23 protein-coding genes are annotated in these 21,066 nt (G+C 43.1%); 3 read left to right on the top strand and 20 right to left on the bottom strand.

The features are described from left to right. The first annotated feature begins 172 nt into the window (after positions 1-172). Positions 173-1,366, top strand: coding sequence for a CDF family manganese efflux transporter MntE (gene mntE / locus HMPREF2655_RS01555; RefSeq protein WP_001076587.1), 1,194 nt, complete (start codon positions 173-175; stop codon positions 1,364-1,366). A 53-nt stretch (positions 1,367-1,419) separates the two neighbouring features. Here mntE and HMPREF2655_RS01550 read toward each other — a convergent pair whose 3' ends face one another. From HMPREF2655_RS01550 to cdaA, 9 genes are all read right to left on the bottom strand, one after another. Continuing rightward, complete coding sequence (locus tag HMPREF2655_RS01550) at positions 1,420-2,031, bottom strand: hypothetical protein (protein ID WP_000969656.1); 612 nt, start codon at positions 2,029-2,031, stop codon at positions 1,420-1,422. After that, the gene (locus HMPREF2655_RS01545; RefSeq protein ID WP_070837281.1) at positions 2,028-3,896 is read right to left on the bottom strand and encodes an ABC-F family ATP-binding cassette domain-containing protein; all 1,869 of its coding nucleotides are present in this window, start codon (positions 3,894-3,896) and stop codon (positions 2,028-2,030) included. Before HMPREF2655_RS01545 ends, HMPREF2655_RS01550 begins: the two co-directional genes overlap by 4 nt. Beyond that, positions 3,893-5,092 (bottom strand): CCA tRNA nucleotidyltransferase, encoded by a 1,200-nt coding sequence (locus tag HMPREF2655_RS01540; protein ID WP_083321208.1) that lies wholly within the window; start codon positions 5,090-5,092, stop codon positions 3,893-3,895. Before HMPREF2655_RS01540 ends, HMPREF2655_RS01545 begins: the two co-directional genes overlap by 4 nt. After that, positions 5,089-5,856 carry a 4-hydroxy-tetrahydrodipicolinate reductase gene (gene dapB / locus HMPREF2655_RS01535; protein ID WP_070837277.1) on the bottom strand — a complete coding sequence of 256 codons (768 nt, stop codon included), beginning with the start codon at positions 5,854-5,856 and terminating at the stop codon, positions 5,089-5,091. The genes HMPREF2655_RS01540 and dapB overlap by 4 nt, the downstream gene beginning before the upstream one ends. Positions 5,857-6,120: 264 nt before the next feature. Continuing rightward, on the bottom strand, positions 6,121-6,969 hold the full coding sequence (locus tag HMPREF2655_RS01530) for a DegV family protein (RefSeq protein WP_070837275.1): 849 nt from the start codon (positions 6,967-6,969) through the stop codon (positions 6,121-6,123). Positions 6,970-6,971: 2 nt separating this feature from the next. Next, positions 6,972-7,346, bottom strand: coding sequence for a DUF1149 family protein (locus HMPREF2655_RS01525; protein WP_001050090.1), 375 nt, complete (start codon positions 7,344-7,346; stop codon positions 6,972-6,974). 73 nt (positions 7,347-7,419) lie between these two features. After that, positions 7,420-8,772 carry a phosphoglucosamine mutase gene (gene glmM / locus HMPREF2655_RS01520; RefSeq protein WP_000521455.1) on the bottom strand — a complete coding sequence of 451 codons (1,353 nt, stop codon included), beginning with the start codon at positions 8,770-8,772 and terminating at the stop codon, positions 7,420-7,422. A 28-nt stretch (positions 8,773-8,800) separates the two neighbouring features. Then, positions 8,801-9,583 carry a CdaR family protein gene (locus tag HMPREF2655_RS01515; RefSeq protein ID WP_001230923.1) on the bottom strand — a complete coding sequence of 261 codons (783 nt, stop codon included), beginning with the start codon at positions 9,581-9,583 and terminating at the stop codon, positions 8,801-8,803. Then, on the bottom strand, positions 9,570-10,427 hold the full coding sequence (gene cdaA / locus HMPREF2655_RS01510) for a diadenylate cyclase CdaA (RefSeq protein ID WP_070837273.1): 858 nt from the start codon (positions 10,425-10,427) through the stop codon (positions 9,570-9,572). The genes HMPREF2655_RS01515 and cdaA overlap by 14 nt, the downstream gene beginning before the upstream one ends. Positions 10,428-10,563: 136 nt before the next feature. Between cdaA and HMPREF2655_RS01500 the strand changes: the two genes are divergently transcribed. After that, positions 10,564-11,532 carry an NAD(P)/FAD-dependent oxidoreductase gene (locus HMPREF2655_RS01500; RefSeq protein WP_070837271.1) on the top strand — a complete coding sequence of 323 codons (969 nt, stop codon included), beginning with the start codon at positions 10,564-10,566 and terminating at the stop codon, positions 11,530-11,532. A 31-nt stretch (positions 11,533-11,563) separates the two neighbouring features. Here the strand turns inward: HMPREF2655_RS01500 and whiA are convergent, their stop codons facing one another. The 9 genes from whiA to HMPREF2655_RS01450 form a co-directional block, all read right to left on the bottom strand. Next, complete coding sequence (gene whiA / locus HMPREF2655_RS01495; protein ID WP_000011295.1) at positions 11,564-12,475, bottom strand: DNA-binding protein WhiA; 912 nt, start codon at positions 12,473-12,475, stop codon at positions 11,564-11,566. After that, positions 12,472-13,449: a YvcK family protein gene (locus tag HMPREF2655_RS01490; protein ID WP_001231053.1), complete on the bottom strand. Its 978-nt coding sequence runs from the start codon at positions 13,447-13,449 to the stop codon at positions 12,472-12,474. The genes whiA and HMPREF2655_RS01490 overlap by 4 nt, the downstream gene beginning before the upstream one ends. Continuing rightward, positions 13,446-14,336: an RNase adapter RapZ gene (rapZ, locus tag HMPREF2655_RS01485; protein WP_049478488.1), complete on the bottom strand. Its 891-nt coding sequence runs from the start codon at positions 14,334-14,336 to the stop codon at positions 13,446-13,448. The genes HMPREF2655_RS01490 and rapZ overlap by 4 nt, the downstream gene beginning before the upstream one ends. Positions 14,337-14,387: 51 nt before the next feature. Beyond that, the gene (locus HMPREF2655_RS01480; protein ID WP_001140428.1) at positions 14,388-14,768 is read right to left on the bottom strand and encodes a RidA family protein; all 381 of its coding nucleotides are present in this window, start codon (positions 14,766-14,768) and stop codon (positions 14,388-14,390) included. A 9-nt stretch (positions 14,769-14,777) separates the two neighbouring features. Beyond that, positions 14,778-15,365 carry a ribosome biogenesis GTP-binding protein YihA/YsxC gene (gene yihA, locus HMPREF2655_RS01475; RefSeq protein ID WP_000405196.1) on the bottom strand — a complete coding sequence of 196 codons (588 nt, stop codon included), beginning with the start codon at positions 15,363-15,365 and terminating at the stop codon, positions 14,778-14,780. An 8-nt stretch (positions 15,366-15,373) separates the two neighbouring features. Next, the gene (gene clpX, locus HMPREF2655_RS01470) at positions 15,374-16,606 is read right to left on the bottom strand and encodes an ATP-dependent Clp protease ATP-binding subunit ClpX (protein WP_002879862.1); all 1,233 of its coding nucleotides are present in this window, start codon (positions 16,604-16,606) and stop codon (positions 15,374-15,376) included. Between the two features lie 201 nt (positions 16,607-16,807). Beyond that, positions 16,808-17,314 (bottom strand): dihydrofolate reductase, encoded by a 507-nt coding sequence (locus tag HMPREF2655_RS01460; RefSeq protein WP_000162306.1) that lies wholly within the window; start codon positions 17,312-17,314, stop codon positions 16,808-16,810. 118 nt (positions 17,315-17,432) lie between these two features. Then, positions 17,433-18,107, bottom strand: a complete 675-nt coding sequence (gene cmk, locus HMPREF2655_RS01455) for a (d)CMP kinase (RefSeq protein ID WP_000849413.1) — start codon at positions 18,105-18,107, stop codon at positions 17,433-17,435. 9 nt (positions 18,108-18,116) lie between these two features. After that, on the bottom strand, positions 18,117-18,623 hold the full coding sequence (locus HMPREF2655_RS01450) for an SAG1386/EF1546 family surface-associated protein (RefSeq protein ID WP_070800040.1): 507 nt from the start codon (positions 18,621-18,623) through the stop codon (positions 18,117-18,119). Between the two features lie 45 nt (positions 18,624-18,668). Here HMPREF2655_RS01450 and HMPREF2655_RS09875 point away from each other — a divergent pair, with 45 nt between their 5' ends. Then, a complete protein-coding gene (locus HMPREF2655_RS09875) occupies positions 18,669-18,872 on the top strand; it encodes a ferredoxin (protein WP_002874767.1) in 204 nt (67 codons plus the stop codon). A 75-nt stretch (positions 18,873-18,947) separates the two neighbouring features. Here the strand turns inward: HMPREF2655_RS09875 and HMPREF2655_RS01445 are convergent, their stop codons facing one another. Together HMPREF2655_RS01445 and galE are read right to left on the bottom strand one after the other, a co-directional pair. After that, the gene (locus HMPREF2655_RS01445; RefSeq protein WP_070800065.1) at positions 18,948-19,913 is read right to left on the bottom strand and encodes a glycosyltransferase family 2 protein; all 966 of its coding nucleotides are present in this window, start codon (positions 19,911-19,913) and stop codon (positions 18,948-18,950) included. Between the two features lies 1 nt (position 19,914). Beyond that, positions 19,915-20,934, bottom strand: coding sequence for a UDP-glucose 4-epimerase GalE (galE, locus tag HMPREF2655_RS01440; protein ID WP_070837269.1), 1,020 nt, complete (start codon positions 20,932-20,934; stop codon positions 19,915-19,917). Positions 20,935-21,066: the final 132 nt, after the last annotated feature.

Here is a 21,066-nt window from a genome sequence, read left to right as displayed (position 1 = left end):
GGAATGACGACACTATCACAGGTTTCTGCCAGCTACTCCCTTGAGTAGTACTATTATATCAAAATTTGAACAATTTTCAAGGGTTTAAATCAGATGAAACAAGACTAAATTTGAATTTTCCCTTGAAAACCAGTATAATGGTAGAATACTATATGACTAGAAAGGAAGCCCGATGAACCAATCCATGTCAAATCTCAAATTGGCAGAACGTGGAGCCATTATCAGCATTTCAACCTACCTCCTCTTGTCTGCAGCAAAATTGGCAACTGGTCACCTCCTGCATTCTTCCAGTTTGGTGGCAGATGGTTTCAACAACGTATCCGATATTATTGGAAATGTTGCTCTCTTGATTGGGATTCGGATGGCCCGCCAACCTGCAGACCGTGACCATAGCTTTGGTCACTGGAAGATTGAAGATTTGGCTAGCTTGATTACTTCCATCATCATGTTCTATGTTGGTTTTGATGTACTTCGGGACACCATTCAGAAAATCCTTAGTCGGGAACAAACACCCATTGATCCTCTGGGTGCAACTCTAGGAATCATTTCTGCAGCGATTATGTTTGTGGTCTATCTCTACAATACACGCCTCAGTAAGAAATCCAAATCCAAGGCTCTCAAAGCAGCTGCTAAGGACAATCTTTCCGATGCTGTCACCTCGCTTGGGACTTCCATTGCTATCTTAGCCAGCAGTTTCAATTACCCTATCGTGGATAAATTGGTCGCTATCATCATCACCTTCTTTATCTTAAAAACAGCCTATGATATCTTTATCGAGTCTTCCTTCAGTCTTTCAGATGGTTTTGATGACCGTCTGCTAGAGGACTACCAAAAGGCCATCATGGAGATTCCAAAGATTAGTAAGGTCAAGTCCCAAAGAGGGCGGACCTACGGTAGCAATATCTACCTTGATATCACCCTGGAAATGAATCCTGACCTATCAGTCTATGAAAGTCATGAGATTGCGGACCAGGTCGAGTCCATGCTGGAAGAGCGTTTTGGAGTCTTTGATACCGATGTCCATATCGAGCCAGCTCCCATACCTGAGGACGAGATTTTAGACAATGTCTATAAAAAACTGCTCATGCGTGAGCAATTGATTGACCAAGGAAATCAGCTAGAAGAACTCCTTGCTGAGGACTTTCTCTATATCCGTCAAGATGGAGAGCAGATGGATAAAGAGGCTTATAAGTCTGAAAAAGAACTTAGTGCTGCGATTAAGGACATTCAGATTACCTCCATTAGTCAGAAAACCAAACTCATTTGCTATGAGCTAGATGGTATCGTCCATACCAGTATCTGGCGTCGCCATGAAACTTGGCAAAACATCTTCCATCAGGAAACTAAAAAAGAAGACAAACAATGACCCTATCCAGTGGATAGGGCCTTTTTGATTATTCCACTTTAAGCAAAGACGGACTATGACGGTTTGGAAGATTTGCTTTTCGAAGCTTGTTTTGCCTCTTTTCTTGCTTGACGATTTTGTTCGATACGCCATTCTCTTTCATAGTACTTCATGGCATCATAGACCCTTTCAGGAAGACCTACATCTAGCAGAAAAATCGGGATGATCAAATCTGCTGACGGATGAAAAGGGAGAATCCTTCTCTTCAACAGAGCTAGAAAGGATTGGGATTTCACATTTTCCTTGTTTTTAAAATAGACTTCAATCCGATAAGAATCCCTATACTTCCCTCGAATCCGAGAGAAGGAAAAGTCCTCTACACCTGCCCAAGCATAGAAATGACTAGGTTTCTTTGGATTTTGTTTGTAGTAAAACCCCTCGACAGTAAATCTCAAATATTCCTTATCGGAACTTAACAGCCTGTATGTCTGATAAACGACTACTCCAGCACAAAAGAGGACAAGCAGTATTAATAACAGACTTATCGTATGAAGTCTGGTTCCCTTTTGCGAGTAAAAATGGAGATAAGAGAGAGGCAGCAAGAAGAAAAGCACTGAAGCCAAGCCAAACAAGGCATTCCAAATGATTTTCTTGGGACTACGTTTAATGACTTTTTCTTCCATCATGCCAACTCACTTAGGTATTCATAGCGTTCGTATTTTTCAAGGAGTGCTTCGTTTTTCTCGTCTAGCTCTTTCTGAAGCGTTGCCAATTTGCCAAAGTCAGAGCCATTTGCCTGCATTTCTTCTTCAATAGCAGCGATACTATTTTCCAAGGCTTCAATATCGCCTTCAATGCTTGCCCACTCCTGCTTTTCTTGGTAGGTCATGCGTTTCTTGTCTTCACGGACCTTGACCACTTTCTCCTTTTCTGCCTTTTGCACTTGATTGACCATATCAGTTTCAAAGGCTTTTTCATCAAGGTAGTCGGTGTAATGACCAAAGAAAGGACGAATCTTGCCATCTTCAAAAGCGAGAATCTTGGTCGCTACCTTATCCAAAAAATAACGGTCGTGGCTAACTGTCAAGACAGGGCCTGCAAAGCTCTGCAAGAAATTCTCCAAAACTGTCAAGGTTGCAATGTCCAAATCATTTGTCGGCTCGTCCAAAAGAAGAACATTTGGTTTTTCCAAGAGTAATTTGAGGAGATAAAGGCGTTTTTTCTCTCCACCTGACAATTTCTCAATCAAGGTTCCATGCGTCGAACGTGGGAAGAGAAACTGCTCTAGCAACTCTGCAATGGAAGTCGTAGAACCACCACTGGTCTTAACCTCTTCTGCTACTTCCTGCAGGTAATTGATAACCCGTTTGCTTTCATCCAAACCTTCAATTTGTTGAGAAAAATAGGCGATGCGAACCGTCTCACCGATGGTCACTTGGCCTTTAGTCGGCTCAAGACTTCCTGCGATGAGATTAAGCAGAGTTGACTTCCCTACACCGTTATCCCCAACAATTCCGATACGGTCTTTAGCTTGCACCAAGAGATTAAAATCTTGCAAAATGGGCTTGTTTTCATAGGCAAAGGAAACATCCTGAAACTCGATGACTTTCTTCCCAATCCGACTGGTTTCAAAGTTCATGGTCAAGTCTGTTTCAGCAACGCCACCTGAAACTTCTTTTTTCAAATCGTGGAAACGATTGATACGGGCCTGTTGCTTGGTCGCACGTGCCTGTGGTTGTCTGCGCATCCAGGCCAGTTCTTGCTTATAAAGTTGTTCTTTTTTGTGGAGAAGAGCTGCATCACGCTCATCCTGTTCCGCCTTTAGGCGAACATAGTCCTGATAATTTCCCTGATACTCGATCAAGCCTGCTCGGTCCAACTCGAAAATCCGCGTTGATAGTGCATCTAGGAAATAACGATCGTGGGTGATAAAGAGAACTGTCTTCTTAGAATTTTTCAAAAAAAGAGTCAGCCACTCAATGGTCGCAATATCCAAATGGTTAGTCGGCTCGTCCAGAAGCAAGAGGTCGTGGTTTCCTAGGAGAACTTGCGCCAACTGAACCCGTCTTCTTAGACCACCTGACAATTCACCAACTGGAGTCGACAAATCCTGAATACCCAACTTGCTGAGAACAGTCTTGACCTGACTTTCGATTTCCCAGGCTTGAAGAGAATCCATCTCTGCCATGACCCGTTCCAAACGAGCTTGCTTGTCCTCACTGTAGTTGAGCATGATTAACTCATACTCACGAATCAACTGGATTTCCTTGAGGTCGCTGGAGAGAACCGTATCCAAGACCGTCTTGCTATCATCAAAGTCTGGATCTTGGGTCAAGTAACCAATCTGGTAATCATTTTTCGCTGAAAAGGGACTGACATCCCCATCAAAGCCAGAAACGCCAGAAAGGACATCCAAAAGGGTGGTCTTACCCGTTCCATTGACACCAATGAGACCGATTCTATCCAAGTCGTGGATGATAAAGGAAATATCCTTAAAAACGGTCTTGTCACCAACGGATTTGCTTAGTTTTTCAACGATAAAATCACTCATTTTTTCTCCCTCAGGTAAGTATGGATGGCTTGACGGTCGTTTTCCAATTCTCCATCGACAATGGCAAACTCAATCTCTGTTAAAATCTCTCCCAAGTCTGGTCCTGGCTGGTAACCATATTCCTTAATCAAAATTCCACCATTAATCTGGATTTCTTTCTTATCATGAATGGTCAAACTCTGATAAGTTTCTTTGATGGTTTGTGGGTTGACTGGTTTCCCTTGGGCCTGACGAAGACTTTCAGCTTGTAGAAGGGAATCCAAGTTAAAGCGGTAACAATCGCGCTTGCTCAGCTCTCCTTCTTCTCGCAAAGCCAAAATAGTCAGCAAATCCTGTACCTGCTTGGCAAACTGGCGTGAGGTTTTCCAAGCTTTCAAAAATGGCTTTGCATCTTTAATCTCCAAAGCCCACAATAGAGCTGCCCAAGCTTGTTCAGAAGATTCAAAAGTGAAATCAGTCTCCAAATCAAACAGTTTGTTGAGCTTGTCCTGGCTTCCTGCCATATCTGGAAGATAGTCATAAGCTTGACTCTCAATCATGGAAGACAAGCCAACTCGCCAAAAAGGTGCCAGCAAGAGCTTATCAAACTCAACGAAGGTGCGCTCTACAGAAATTTTCTTCAAGAGTGGCGTCAAAGTTTTCATCGCTTCAAAAGTTTCTGACTCAAGTTTAAAACCGAGACTGGCCTGAAAACGGAAACCACGCATAATCCGCAGAGCATCTTCGTTGAAACGTTCACTAGCCACTCCAACTGCTCGCAAGACTTGGTTTTCTAAATCGTCTAAACCATGGAACAAGTCAATAATTTCGCCTGTCTCATCCAAGGCAAACGCATTAACTGTGAAATCACGGCGCTTGAGGTCTTCTTCTAGCGAACGCACAAAGGAAACCGCGCTGGGTCTGCGATAGTCCACATAGACATCTTCGGTCCTAAAGGTGGTTACCTCATACTCCTCGTCCCAATCTAAAACCAAGACGGTTCCGTGCTCGATTCCGATATCGGCTGTTCGCGGAAAAATCTGCTTGGTCTCCTCTGGATAGGAAGAAGTCGCAATATCCACATCGTGGATAGGACGATTGAGGAGGGCATCTCTGACGGAGCCCCCAACAAAATAGGCTTCAAAACCTGCTTCTTTAATTTTTTCTAATACTGGTAAAGCCTTCTGAAATTCAGAAGGCATTTGCGTTAATCTCATAATAAGTGTTCTAATCCATAGACAAGCTCATGACGCTTGACAACTTCTTTGATTCCCAAATTGACCCCTGTCATGAAGGAGCTGCGATCATAGGAGTCATGACGAAGGGTCAATCCTTCTCCCTGATTGCCAAAGATGACTTCCTGATGAGCTACTAAGCCTGGCAAACGGACCGAGTGGATGCGCATACCATCAAAGTCAGCACCACGGGCACCTGCAATCAATTCTTCCTCATCAGGCGCACCTTGCTGGATAGACTCACGCACTTCTGCCATCAACTCAGCCGTTTTAATGGCTGTTCCGCTCGGAGCATCTTTTTTCTTGTCATGATGGAGCTCGATAATCTCCACATTTGGGAAATATTTGGCAGCCTGCGCCGCAAATTGCATGAGCAAGACAGCTCCCAAGGCAAAGTTAGGAGCAATCAAGCCACCCAAATCTTGTTCACGGGAAAATGCTTTTAGTTCTGCAATTTCTTCACTAGTGAATCCTGTTGTTCCAACTACTGGAGCAAAGCCATTTTCAAGAGCAAAGCGTGTATTTTCGTAGGCAACGGCTGGTGTAGTAAAATCCACCCAGACATCCGCTTCAACACCAGCCAAGTCAGCCTTATCATTGAAGACAGGAATTCCCTGCCATTCTGACTCAGACTCAAAAGAATCCAAAACTGCGACCAAGTCCAAGTCTGGATCAGCCAAGACCATCTGACAAGCAGCTTGACCCATCTTCCCCTTAAAACCGGCAATAATTACTCGAATACTCATCTCTACTCCTGTCTAAGATACAAAGCCTGTAAGAACACAAAGTGAAAATAGGAGTTCTGATCAAGGAGTGTCTACTCCTTGGAAGAACTATCTTTTTCACACAGGGTTCCAGGCGTGTTCAATTATCAAGATACAAAGGACGTTAGCTGCCCATGAAAAATAGGGAATGGCGCTGACTTTCTACGAAAGGCAAGACAGGCATCTTTTTTCAAGAGGCAGATAGTCCGTGTTCAAATTCTAAGATACAAAGCCTGTAAGAACAATTTAGACGATTGGTGTATAGCTCAAGGCGATACTACCTTCTCCAAGGTGGGTCCCAATGACACTACCAAAGCTAACAATTGGAATTTCAGCAGTCACACCACTCTCCATCAAAAGCTGACGCAAATCCGCTGCCTTTTGAGGAGCGTTCCCATGAATGACTGTTATACGGTAGTCCCCATCTTTTGTCAACTCCTTGATGATTTCCACCAAACGTTTGATTGCTTTCTTTTCTGTACGAACTTTTTCGTAAACTTCAATCACTCCTTGGTCATTAAAGTAAAGAATAGGCTTGATACTGAGGAGATTTCCTAAGATAGCTGCTCCATTTGACAAACGTCCTCCCTTAACCAAGTGGTCGAGGTCATCTACTATGATAAAGGCTGAATTATCAGCGATTTGGATAGCCAATTTCTCCTGAATCTGGGCAAAATCATCACCTTGTTCTGCCCACTCAAAGGCACTCTCTACCATAAATCCTAGAGGGGAACTTGTGATATGGGTATCTGGAAAGGCAATGGTCAAGCCATCATACTCATCCAACATGTATTGGATGTTCTGATAAAAGCCTGAAATTCCAGACGAAAGAAAGAGTCCCAAGACATGGGTATAACCCTCGTCTTTCAAAGAACTAAGAATCTCATCCAATTTGGCAATACTTGGTTGACTGGTTTTAGGTAATTCTGAAGACTGAGCCATTTTTTGATAAAATTCCTCAGCAGTCAGATTGACACCTTCGACATACTCCTCTCCATCGATATTGACAGGAATATCCAAGATAAAAAGATTCTCTCTTTGCAGCGTCTTCTCCTCTAAATAGGCTGAAGAATCTGTAATGACAGCTAATTTCATGACTAAAACTCCAAATTGATCCCTGGAAGATCCAAGGCGATTTCTGTTACTTCATACGTCAAACGATTGAGCATGTTCAAACATGGACGTGCCAGATTTTCGACTTCTTCTTGGTTAAATTCGCTTGGTTCGTTAACAATGCGACCTTCCACATGGTTAACTTGGGAAATCGTTCCGCTAATGACAAATTTGTCAAAGACAATCATGAAACTCAAGATAACAACAAGCGAAGTCACTTGGTTTTCTTGGTCATGTTGGAGCAACTGAAAGTTCACGTCTACCTTGGTTTCAGGAGCTCCATTTTCATTTTCCCATTCAAAGTTACGAGCATCAAAGTGATACTGGCTAACAAATTCTTGTTCTCGTTTAAGATTCATTTTTCTCTCCCATTGCTACAATTTACTATGCAATTGTACCACATTTTTATCATTTCATCTAGTTTTCTAGGCTTTAGTCAATTCCGATTTCATCTTTAACAACAGCAGCAATCGTATCTACGTAGTAGTTAACTTCTTCTGTCGTAGGAGCTTCTGCCATGACTCGCAAGAGGGGTTCTGTTCCACTTGGACGGACAAGGATACGACCGTTCCCTGCCATTTCTTCTTCCATCTTTTCAATGATAGTTTTAATGGCTGGTACTTCCATGGCTTTCTCTTTCATAGCATTTTCCACTCGGATATTAACCAGTTTTTGTGGGTAAATCGTCACTTCTGATGCCAGTTGAGACAAGCTCTTGCCTGTTTCTTTCATGATCTTAGTCAATTGAACAGCTGATAATTGACCATCACCAGTTGTATTGTAATCCATCAAGATGACGTGGCCTGATTGTTCACCACCCAGGTTGTAGCCTGATTTTCTCATTTCTTCGACTACATAGCGGTCACCTACTGCAGTGACTGCCTTGTTAATGCCAGCACTTTCCAAGGCCTTATGGAAGCCAAGGTTAGACATAACCGTTGTCACGATGGTGTTTTGAGCCAACTGGCCTTTTTCAGAAAGGTATTTTCCGATGATGTACATGATCTTATCACCATCGACGATATCGCCATTTTCATCAACAGCAATCAAACGGTCACTGTCTCCGTCAAAGGCCAAACCAATAGCTGACTGGCTTTCTTTGACCACTTCTTGAAGAGCTTCTGGATGTGTAGAACCCACATTCAAGTTGATATTAAGACCATCTGGTGTCTCACCAATAACAGTTATTTGAGCCCCAAGGTCTGCAAAGATTTGACGGGCACTTGTAGATGCTGCACCGTTTGCTGTGTCCAAGGCCACTTTCATTCCCTCAAGAGGAGTTCCAGTTGAAACAAGATAGCCTTCATACTTGCGTAAACCTTCTGGATAGTCCACCAATGTTCCCAAGCCTTCGGCACTTGGACGAGGAAGAGTGTCTTCTGTAGCATCTAGCAAGGCTTCGATTTCTGCTTCTTTTTCATCATCAAGTTTGAAGCCATCCCCACCAAAGAATTTAATTCCATTATCAAGGGCTGGGTTGTGACTAGCGGAAATCATGACACCTGCACTGGCTCCCTCAGTTTTGACCAAGTAAGCTACTGCTGGTGTTGCAAGAACACCGAGTTTGTAGACATGAATCCCTACAGAGAGGAGACCTGCCACTAAGGCTGATTCTAACATTTCTCCTGAGATACGTGTATCACGTCCTACAAAGACTTTAGGGGCTTCTGTTTCGTGTTGGCTAAGAACATAACCACCAAAACGTCCCAGTTTAAAGGCCAATTCTGGTGTCAGTTCTACGTTTGCTTCTCCACGGACTCCATCGGTCCCAAAATATTTACCCATTTTATTTATCATCCTTTTCTATTATTTATTATTGTTTAGACGAATCTGATTTTGTTTCTGAACTCGTTGAAGACGAACTGCCTTCTGAGGAACTTGTTGACGAGTTACTTGAACTAGACGTTGCTGTTTTTGTTGTAATTTTCATAGTTGTGTCAAACGGCATAATGACGCTTGGTAAGACATTTCCATTTTTATCGACTGCTTGTAGAGGAACAGAGGACGAGTAGTTTCTAGTTATCCGTTCACTCGTCGGTAAGATGGCAATGACACGATCTACTTTGGAGAGGGTTTCCTCATCACTAATAACCGTTACTTTTTCATCTGATACAGTAACTGTATCGATTTTCACGCGAGAATCAATCTGACTAGGATCAATCTCCGGCACAACAATGACATTGTCTCGTTTTGCTTTTTTACCAACCTTCACTGTTATCTTTTGCGGTGTCGCAACAGCCGTCAAACCACTCGGTAAATTTTCAATAGTCAGAGGAACTTCGATGGTTCCTACACTAGCATCAGAAAGATCAGCCGTCACCTTAAATTTGCGGGTACTTTCCTGCATCTCGCTCGCTAAAGCAACTCTGTTTGAGCCTGTTAGAAAGACCGTCACCTCAGATGTAAAACCACTGATAAAATACTGATCACTGTCATACTGAATATCAATTGGGACATTAAGAACTGTGTTTGTATAAGTCTCCGTCCGCACCTGTCTGGCACTGTTGCTATTCTGATAGTTTGTCAATGTTGCATAGATAAAGAGAATGCAGGCGAAAAAGAAGGAAGAAATGATGTATAGACTATTTTTTCTCATGTTTCAATCCTCCTAGCAAGCGCTCTTTCAGACCTTGCTTTTTCTCTGATTTTGGAAGTAAGATTCTTCTTAACTCCGATTCAAACTCTTCCAAGGTCAAATCATGCTTAAAGACTCCATTATAGGTGATTGAGATTCCGCCTGTTTCCTCTGAAACCACAAAGGTAAGAGCATCCGATACTTCTGACAAACCAATCGCTGCCCTGTGACGTGTCCCAAATTCCTTGGAAATTCCTGTGTTTTCAGTCAGGGGTAGGTAGGCTGAAGTTACGGCAATCCGATCTTCTCTGACAATGACCGCACCATCGTGCAAGGGAGTATTGGGGATAAAGATATTAATTAATAACTCAGAGGAAATCTTAGCATCTAGAGGAATCCCAGTTGAGATATATTCCTGCAAGGTTCTTACTCGCTGAACAGCTACCAGAGCACCAATCTTACGTGGACTCATGTACTCGACTGATTTGACAAAGGCACGAACCATTTGCTCTTCCGCACTAATAGGAGCATTGTAGAAGAAATCCGTAGCCCGGCCCAATCGTTCCAAACCAGTCCGAATCTCTGGTGAAAAAATAACTACCGCTGCAATGACCCCATAAGTGATGATCTGATTGATCAACCAGGAAATGGTCGTCAAACCAATCATATTGGACAGAATCTGACCTAAAATAAAGACCAAGACTCCCCGCACCAATATCATGATTTTGGTCCCTGCAATCGCTTTGGTAAAATGATATAAAATATAAGTCACAATGAGAATATCAATCAGATTGGTGACTATTGTCCAAGGGCTTGAAAACAAACTCGTCCAGTATTGCAAATTGGATAATGGTTGAAAATTCATCCCTGGCCTCCTCCCTGTCAAAACACTTTCTGTACCATTATACCATTTTTTGCCCATTTTTTCCCTATCCTACCTCATTTTAAATTAAGCAAAAATATGATAAAATAAACTGACTAGAAAAAACGAAGGAGAAATCATGTCTCAACTCTATGATATTACTATTGTAGGTGGCGGTCCTGTTGGGCTCTTTGCTGCCTTTTACGCCCACCTACGTCAAGCCAAAGTCCAAATCATCGACTCCCTTCCCCAGCTAGGTGGCCAGCCTGCCATCCTCTACCCTGAGAAACAAATCCTTGATGTGCCAGGTTTTCCAAACTTAACCGGAGAAGAGTTGACCAATCGCTTGATTGAACAGCTAAACGGCTTTGAAACACCTGTTCACCTCAACGAAACCGTTCTTGAAATCGAGAAACAAGATCAAGGTTTTACCATCACAACCAACAAGGGAAGCCACCTGACCAAAACAGTCATCATCGCTATGGGGGGCGGTGCCTTTAAACCGCGTCCACTCGAATTGGAGAACGTTGAGGACTATGAAAATATCCACTACCACGTTTCCAACATTCAGCAATACGCTGGCAAGAAAGTGACCATCCTTGGTGGCGGGGACTCAGCAGTGGATTGGGCTCTGGCTTTTGAAAAGATTTCCCCAACTACTCTTGTTCACCGTCGAGATAATTTCCGCGCCTTGGAACATAGTGTGCAAGCTCTACAAGAATCATCTGTAACCATCAAGACACCGTTCGTCCCTAGCCAACTCCTTGGAGATGGAAAAACACTTGACAAACTGGAAATCACCAAAGTCAAATCGGATGAAGCCGAAACTATCGAAGTAGACCATCTCTTTGTCAACTATGGTTTCAAATCATCTGTTGGCAATCTTAAAAATTGGGGTCTGGACCTCAACCGTCACAAGATTATCGTTAACAGCAAGCAAGAGTCTAGCCAAGCAGGTATCTATGCCATCGGGGACTGCTGCTACTATGAAGGTAAGATTGACTTGATCGCTACAGGACTAGGTGAAGCTCCAACAGCTGTTAACAATGCCATTAACTACATTGACCCTGACCAAAAAGTACAACCCAAACACTCGACCAGTTTATAAGAAAAGAACCACGAATCAACGATTCGTGGTTTTATAGTTCATCTGCAATCTTGTTTATTTTTCTGAGTCTGTGGTTGACACCACTTTTGGTCAGGGGATTGCTCAGGCTATCCGCCAACTGCTGGATAGAGTAGTCTGGGTGCTGGATCCGTAAGCGAGCCACCTCCTGCAAATCCACTGGTAAATTTTCCAAACCCATTCTATCTTTGATTTTACTGATATTATTGATAGTCTTCATGCTGGCAGAAACTGTCCGAGCGATATTAGCTGTCTCGGCATTATTGGCTCGATTGAGATCGTTACGAGTTTCACGCAAAATCTTGACGCGCTCAAAGTTATCACGCGCCTGCATAGCCCCAATCACGATCAAGAAATCCATGATGTCCTCTGCACGCTGGAGATAGGTAACTGCACCTTTCTTTCGCTCAATAACCTTGGCATCCAACAAAAACTGCTGAAGGAGAGAGGCTAGTCCATGGGCGTGGTCCAGATATACAGAACTGATCTCCAACTGGTACTTGCCAGACTCCGGATCTCGGATGCTACCATTTGCCAGAAAGGCCCCACATAAGTAAGCACGACCAGCCTCTTCATCTGCTAAGATATCGGGATCAATACCCGTCTCCAAACCAAAGAAGGAATCCGCAAGTCGCAAATCAGCTAAAAGCTCCTGCACCCTCTCATCTGTATAGACCGTATAGACACGATTCTTGCGAAGATTGCTTCTCTGATGGTGACGAATTTCTGACTTGATCTCATAAAAATGGAGAAAGGACTCATAAAGGTGCCGAGCTAACTTAGCATTTTCAGTTACGACTGACAAGGTCAAGCCCGAACTAGATAGACCGATACTGCCAGACATCTTGATAATGGCCGATAGTTCATAACGACTGAGATGGTGTTGACCAAGAATTTCCTCTTTTACTGCAACTGTAAAACTCATTTTCTCACCTGTATAATGCGCATCAATTCATCTACAATCAAATCGCCATCATGGAAGGCTCCTCCATTTTCCAAACGAAGGAAGTTGGATGAAATCACACGAGGGACCTGCTTGCAAAGACCAGCAAAATCATGCTCTACCTGAACCAAATATTCATCAAAACGGTTGGTATCCATGTATTCTCTAGGAACCTTCTCGATATTAACCAAGACCGTATCAATAAATGGCCTACCTAAGTGTCGATGGAGGACTTCCACGTGGTCACTGTCTGAAAAGTGCTCTGTTTCCCCACGCTGGGTCATGATATTGCAGACATAGGCAATCTCAGCCTTAGTCTCCAAGAGAGCCTGCCCAATCTCCTCAATGACAATATTGGGCAAAATCGATGTAAAGAGGGAACCAGGCCCCAAGACGATCATATCACTCTCTAGGATAGTATTGACCACTCGACGGCTGGCTTGGGGCGTTTCATCATCCAAGGTATTGGTCACATAGACATGGTCGATCATGCCGGGATGATCTGCAATGTGGCTCTCACCTGCCACCTCAGAACCGTCTTTAAAGACTGCATGCAGTGTCAAAGGCTGATCGCTTGAGGGGTAGATTTTTCCTGTTGTGTGGAAAAAGAGACTTAGCAGCTGCATGGCATTATAAGTGGACCCTTGCATTTCAGAAAGCCCTGCTATAATGATATTTCCTAGAGGATGACCTGCAAAAGCACCAGCGTCTTCTGAAAAGCGGTACTGAAAAACCTTCTCATAAAATTTAGGCATATCCGACATGGCTACCAGGACATTGCGAAGATCTCCTGGTGGTGTCAGCTGTTGGATATTCTTTCTTAGTTCACCAGAAGAGCCGCCATCATCAGCTACCGTTACGATGGCTGCGATATCAACATCCTTTTCTCGCAAGCTTTTCAAAATGACGGGGATACCTGTTCCTCCACCAATTACCGTTATCTTTGGTTTTCTCATGAACGGTTTACCGTTTCCTTTCTTCTGTCTTTGTCACGATGGCTTTCATTGACAGACCAGTTTTTAGCAAGGTCCTCAGCTATGCGTTTGGCAAAGGCAACACTACGGTGTTGTCCACCTGTACATCCTACTGCAATGGTTAAAACAGACTTGCCTTCTTTTTTGTAACTTGGCAAAATGGGTTCAATCAAGGCGAGTAAGTGCTGATAGAAACTTTCAGACTCTTCATGATTCATCACATAGTCATAAACTGCTTGATCCTCACCTGTCTGATTACGGAGTTCAGGGAGGTAGTATGGGTTTGGTAAGAAACGGACATCAAAGACCAAGTCTGCATCGATAGGAATACCATACTTGAATCCAAAAGACATGACTTCGATACGGAAAGACTGGGCTTGTTCTTGGTCCGAAAATTGCTCAGCAATGGTTTTACGAAGTTCACGCGGAGTAAGTTCTGTCGTATCCACCACATTTTGGCTCATGTTTTTCAAAGGTGCCAAGAGCTCGCGCTCCAGCTTGATGCCGTCCAAAATCCGACCATCCGCTGCTAGAGGGTGACTCCGTCTGGTTTCCTTGTAACGGGCCACCAATTCCTTATCTTTTGCATCCAAAAAGAGAATTTTGAAATCCAAATCATCTTGGTTTTCCAATTCATCCAAAACTGCCTGAATCTCTGAAAAGAAGGAACGGCTCCGCATGTCCACAACCAAGGCCAGTTTGTGGTCATCATCCTTGGTCTCTACCAACTGCAAAAACTTTGGCAAGAGGGCTGGTGGCATATTGTCAATAGTGAAATATCCCAAATCCTCGAAGGACTGAATGGCTACTGTTTTCCCTGCGCCACTCATCCCTGTCACAATCACCAGGTGAAGTTGTTTCTTTGTCATCTATCTCTCCTTATATCAAAAAAAGTTTGGCAGAGCCAAACTTCAACTAGCTTATCCAATCTCTGCGATCACTTCAATTTCGACTTTTACATCACGAGGAAGACGTGCAACCTCTACAGCTGAACGAGCTGGGAACTCCTCTTTAAAGGCAGTCTGGTAAACCTCGTTAAAAGGAACAAAGTCATTCATATCGCTCAAGAAGCAAGTTGTTTTAACAACATGGTCAAAGTCTGTTCCTGCTTCTGCCAAAATAGCACCGATATTTTTCAAGACTTGTTCTGTCTGTTCTTGGATTGTTTTTCCTACAATTTCTCCAGTTTCAGGAGATAGGGGAACTTGACCGCTAGCAAACAAAAGATTGCCAACGATTTTCCCTTGAACATATGGTCCGATTGCTTTTGGAGCTTTGTCTGTATGAATTGTTTTTGCCATTTCTTTCCCTCACAATTTTTCTAATATTGCATCCCAAGCCTGATCCATCCCTGCCTTGCTGACAGATGAAAAGAGGATGAAGTCGTCACTTGGGTCAAAGTTTAATTTCTTTTTAATTGCTGATTCGTGCTTGTTCCACTTACCACGAGGAATCTTGTCCGCCTTGGTCGCAACGATGATAACCGGAATCTCATAATACTTGAGAAATTCGTACATCTGCACATCATCTGCTGACGGGTCGTGGCGGAGATCCACCAAACTAACAACTGCACGGAGATTTTCCCGAGTCGTTAGGTACTCCTCAATCATGCGCCCCCACTTTTCACGTTCCTTTTTGGAAACTCGGGCGTATCCATACCCCGGTACATCCACAAAACGCATCTTGTCATCAATATTAAAGAAGTTGAGCAACTGGGTTTTACCAGGTTTCCCAGATGTACGAGCGAGATTCTTGCGGTTGAGCATGGTGTTGATAAAACTAGACTTCCCAACATTTGAACGCCCTGCAAGGGCAATCTCTGGCAGGTCATCCTGCGGATAGTGGGATTTATTGGCCGCACTGAGCAAGATTTCAGCATTGTGTGTATTGATTTCCATAGTCACCTCTAGGCTGTTTCTAGGATTGGTTTTTCCGTTCCATCGACAGCTTCTTTCGTGATGCGGACCAATTTCACATTTTCCTGACTTGGTACTTCAAACATAACATCTAGCATGGTTTCTTCGATGATGGAGCGAAGACCACGCGCACCAGTTTTGCGTTCGATAGCCTTATTGGCGATTTCTTGAAGGGCTTCATCTTCAAATTCCAACTCAACATCATCATAAGAAAGCAAGGTTTGGTATTGTTTCACCAAGGCATTTCTTGGCTCTTTCAAGATGCGAACCAAGTCATCGACCGTCAATTGCTCAAGAGCAGCAAAGACAGGCAAGCGTCCAATCAACTCAGGGATAATACCGAATTTTTGAATGTCTTCTGCGATGATTTCTTGCATGTAGGAGCTGTTTTCGTCAATCGCCTTGTTATTTTGGCCAAAACCGATGACTTTTTCTCCCAGACGTTGTTTAACGATTTCTTCGATGCCATCAAAAGCACCACCTACGATAAAGAGGATATTTTTAGTATCCACCTGAATCATCTCTTGTTGTGGATGTTTGCGTCCTCCTTGAGGCGGCACGCTAGCGACAGTTCCCTCGATAATCTTGAGAAGGGCTTGTTGCACACCTTCACCCGAAACGTCACGTGTGATAGACACATTCTCGCTCTTCTTGGCAATTTTGTCAATTTCATCTACGTAGATAATCCCACGTTCTGCACGTTCGATGTTAAAGTCAGCAGCCTGCAAAAGTTTGAGGAGGATATTTTCCACGTCCTCACCCACATACCCAGCCTCAGTCAGAGCCGTCGCATCTGCAATAGCGAAAGGCACGTTCAAGCTCTTAGCCAAAGTCTGAGCCAAGAAGGTTTTCCCAGAACCAGTTGGACCAATCATCAAGATGTTTGACTTCTGCAAATCCACATCTTCTGACTCTTCACGCGTATCATGGAAATTGATGCGTTTGTAGTGGTTGTAAACTGCCACTGCCAAGGCACGTTTAGCGCGATCCTGACCGATCACATAGTGATTCAAGATATTGAGGAGTTCGATTGGTTTTGGTACTTCAGACAAGTCTGCCAAAACTTCCTCAGCCAACTCCTCCCGAATGATTTCCTGGGCCAATTCCACACATTCATTACAGATAAAGGCGTTGTTCCCAGCGATTATTTTCTTTACTTCTTCTTGGCTCTTGCCACAAAATGAGCAATAAACCATCATATCATTTTTCCTATTTGTAGGCATGATTTCCTTCCATTCTAATTTATCATTCTATCTAAAATAAGGTCATATAAAAAGCGTGGACACTGTTTACCAGATTGGTAAAAGCATTCAACCAGAGTAAGGCAGACAGTCCATAGCGCTTCTTACGAAAAGCCTGTGCTCCAGTCAAAATACAGATCACACACAAAAAAGCTGTAAAAAATCCAAATATACTGCGCTCCATTAGACTTCCTTTCTATCTCGGTATTCGATGGTAAAATCATAGTCGTTTTTCTCATCTCGGGTGTAAGATTTGCTTGCTACTGTCTCAAAATGAGACAAGTCAAACTCCTCAGGGAAATAGGTATCTCCCTCCACCTGAGCATGAATCTGTGTCACGATGATTTCATCTAAATAAGGCTCAAAAGCCTGAAAAATCTGCTTTCCGCCAATGATATAGAGATTTTTTTCCTGACTCTGATACCACGCTAAAACAGACTCCACATCTTGAAATACGAGCGCCCCATCTATGACTTCTTCGCTATTTCGCGTTAAAATCAGGGTTTGCCGTTTTGGAAGCAGACGACGTCCCATACCATCAAAGGTCACTCGTCCCATCAGTATAGCATGATTTAAAGTTGTTTCCTTAAAATGTTGCAACTCTGCTGGCAAATGCCAAGGGAGACGATCTTCCTTCCCAATCACACCTTTTTCATCTTGGGCCCAAATGGCTATGATTTTCTTTGTCATGCTTCCGTCCTTTTTATTGATACTACTATTTTATCAAAATTCTCCCAAAAAGGCTGTTTTGAAACGCGCGCAAAAGAGAGAAAAGGAGCAGGCTTCATTCAGCCTGCTCCTCTCGCCCTTAGGACATATATTTTTTTGCTTCTGATTCGATTTTTTCAACCACTTCTTGGATACTTAGTCCAGTTGTGTCAAGGTAAACTGCATCCTCAGCCTGTTTGAGAGGTGAGGTTTCACGATGACTGTCCTTGTAGTCACGCGCAGCAATCTCTTCTTTCAACGTTTCCAAATCTGTCTCAATGCCTTTGGCAATATTTTCCTTGTAACGACGCTCTGCTCTTTCTTCAACAGAAGCCACTAGGAAAATCTTGAGTTCAGCTTGTGGTAAAACAACTGTCCCGATATCACGCCCATCCATGACGATACCGCCTTGCTGAGCAATCTCTTGCTGGAGCGAAACCAGTTTCTCACGCACTTCAGGAATGGCAGCAATGCTTGAAACCTTGTTGGTCACTTCATTTTCACGAATCGGATGCGTAATATCAACATCCCCTACAAAAACAAGTTGCTCACCTGTTTCTGAACGACCAAAACTAATGGGGTGTTGGTTAAGAAGCTCAAGAAGTTGGTCTACATTTCCTGCATTCAACTGGTGTTTGAGCGCTATATAAGTCGCAGCACGGTACATAGCACCTGTATCGAGATAAGTATAACCAAAATCCTTAGCGACAATCTTTGCAACCGTACTCTTGCCACTCGAAGCTGGACCATCGATAGCAATTTGAATTGTCTTCATGACCGACTCCTATCTTGTCTTAATCACATCACCTGGGTTGGCAAACCAAGATCCAGATGACATATGAGAAGGATTTAGGGATTCTAGCTGGGCAATGGAAATCCCTGCACGCTGAGCAAGAGCTGCTTCTCCCTCTCCAGGCTGTACTGTAAGTGTTCCTTCACCCTCTGCATGTTCTTCCGAACTGCTTTCTGAAGGTGTTGATTCAGAAGAAGATGTTTCCTCTACCTTGCTACTTGAAGATGATGATGCTTCCACTTTAGAACTTGAACTTGTAGAAGGAGACGATGCATCATAGAAGTCCTTCAAAGATGAAGTACGATTGCTTCCTCCGGTTGATAGGTAAATCAATACAACTACCATTGCTACAACGATTACAAAGAAGAGGCTAGCTAGAACCGTCAAGACACGATTCGCAACAACGCCTTTCCCTTTTTGTTTCCGGTGTCGACGCTCTGATCTTGTTTCTTCCTCATTGTTTTCGTAAATATCTTCTTGCCACGGTTCTTTTTCCATACCTTACTCCTTGTTTTTTTTACATTTTCTTATTACAATATAAATATGAAAGTCACACTTATACCCGAACGGTGCATCGCCTGCGGGCTTTGCCAAACCTATTCTGAACTCTTTGATTACCATGATAATGGAATCGTTCGATTTTACGATGATCCAGTTGAATTGCAAAGAGAAATCGCTGAGACCAGCGATGTTCTGGAGGCCATCAAAAATTGTCCTACACGTGCACTTCTAAAAGATCCATCGTAGGAAGCAGGGAATAAATATAATTGATTTTTTCTCATTTTTCCCACACCTACTAGTTTAGCATATTTCTAGGTAAAATTATAGTCTTTTTTGGTTATTTTTTCCTTCAATAACAGAAAGGTCACTTTTTTCTTTGACGAGATAGAGTGGTCTTTTTTTGGTTTCTAGATAAATCTTACTAATATACTTACCGAGAATCCCAATGGTCAGGAGTTGAATCCCTCCAAGAAAGAGAATGACAGCCATCAAAGAGGTCCAACCAGATGTCGGATTTCCCAAGATAAGAGTCCGAAACACTACAAAAAATGTCATCACAAACGAAAGAAAACAAGATAGAAGTCCCGCTACAAAGGCTATACTCAAGGGGAAATCTGAAAAGTTAAGAATCCCTTCAATCGAGTAGAAAAAGAGTTGTCTAAAACTCCAACTGGTCTTGCCAGCCTGTCGTTCAACGTTTGGATAATCAAGATAGTGCGTTTTAAAACCCACCCAGGCAAAGAGTCCTTTAGAAAATCGATTGGATTCGGTCAGGGTTAAAATAGCATCTACCACAGACCTTCTCATCATGCGAAAATCACGGACACCTGAGGGCAAGGCTACTGGGCTAATTTTTTGCATGAGGCGGTAAAAGAGGTCAGCACAGAAACTGCGGAAAAAGGGTTCTCCCTCCCGACTAGTTCTCCGTGTCCCAACACAGTCTATATCTGCATTTTGGTCTAGTAAGGCTTTCATCTCAAGTAGCATACTAGGAGGATCCTGAAGGTCTGCATCCATCACGACAACCAAGTCTCCAGTTGCATGCTGCAAGCCTGCGTATAAGGCTGCCTCTTTCCCAAAATTTCGTGAGAATGAGACATAACGGACCGCAGGATTCTGCTCCCGATAGGTCTTCAAAAGCTGCAGGGTCCCATCGCTTGAGCCATCGTCTACAAAGACATATTCGACATCTGCTCCCAAGTCAGGAAGCAGAGCTTCCACAGACTGATAAAAAAGAGGAAGTGCTTCCTCTTCGTTTAGACATGGGACAATGATTGAAATCATCATCTTAGTCTTCAAATCCATTTGGATGCTTGCTTTGCCAACGCCAGGTGTCTTCACACATTTGGGTGATATCGAGTTCTGCTTCCCATCCAAGCTCTGCTTTGGCTTTTGCTGGGTCTGAGTAGCAGGCAGCGATATCACCTGGGCGCCGTTCTACGATGCGGTAAGGAATAGGACGTCCCACCGCTTTTTCCATGTTTTGGATAATTTCAAGAACGGAGTAACCTTTACCAGTTCCAAGGTTATAAACATTAAGACCTGAACCTTTTTGAAGTTTTTTCAAAGCTGCAACGTGACCTTTAGCTAAATCGACAACATGGATATAGTCACGAACACCAGTTCCATCTTCTGTATCGTAATCATCTCCAAATACTTGCACTTGCTCTAGTTTGCCAACTGCTACTTGTGAAACATAAGGTAAGAGATTGTTTGGAATTCCATTTGGATTTTCTCCTAGGTCTCCACTTTCATGCGCTCCGATTGGGTTAAAGTAACGAAGTAATACCACGTTCCATTCTGAGTCTGCCTTGTAGATATCCGTCAAAATTTCCTCTAGCATGAGCTTAGTACGACCATATGGATTGGTCACTGAAAGTGGGAAATCTTCTAAGATTGGAACTGTATGAGGGTCTCCGTAAACTGTCGCAGAAGAACTGAAGATGATGTTCTTACAGTTATTTTCTTCCATGGCTTTTAGAAGGCTGACAGTTCCTGCGATATTGTTGTCATAGTAGGCAAGAGGGATACGGGTTGATTCGCCAACAGCCTTCAAGCCCGCAAAGTGAATGACACCAGTCGGTTCTTCCTGCTTGAAAATATCTCTGAGGGTATCTGTATCACGGATATCTGCCTCATAAAAAGGAATCTCAACTCCTGTAATTCTTTCAACAACTTCTAAACTTTTACGATTGCTATTGACAAGATTATCCACTACAACCACTTGATGACCTGCTTGGATCAACTCAATAACAGTGTGGGTTCCGATAAATCCAGCACCACCCGTTACCAAAATCTTTTCTTGCATCTTTCTTCCTCGATTCTCGGATTATTTTTTCTTATTTTATCATTTTTGATAGGGAATGTCATTTGATATCCTAAACCACCTGCTAAAATTTTAGTAAAATGCTTATACTCTTCGAAAATCTCTTCAAACCAC

The sequence above is a fragment of the Streptococcus sp. HMSC066F01 genome (genome assembly GCF_001837335.1).
Lineage (GTDB): Bacteria > Bacillota > Bacilli > Lactobacillales > Streptococcaceae > Streptococcus > Streptococcus oralis_S.
This window is presented reverse-complemented; position numbering and strand designations above follow the sequence as displayed.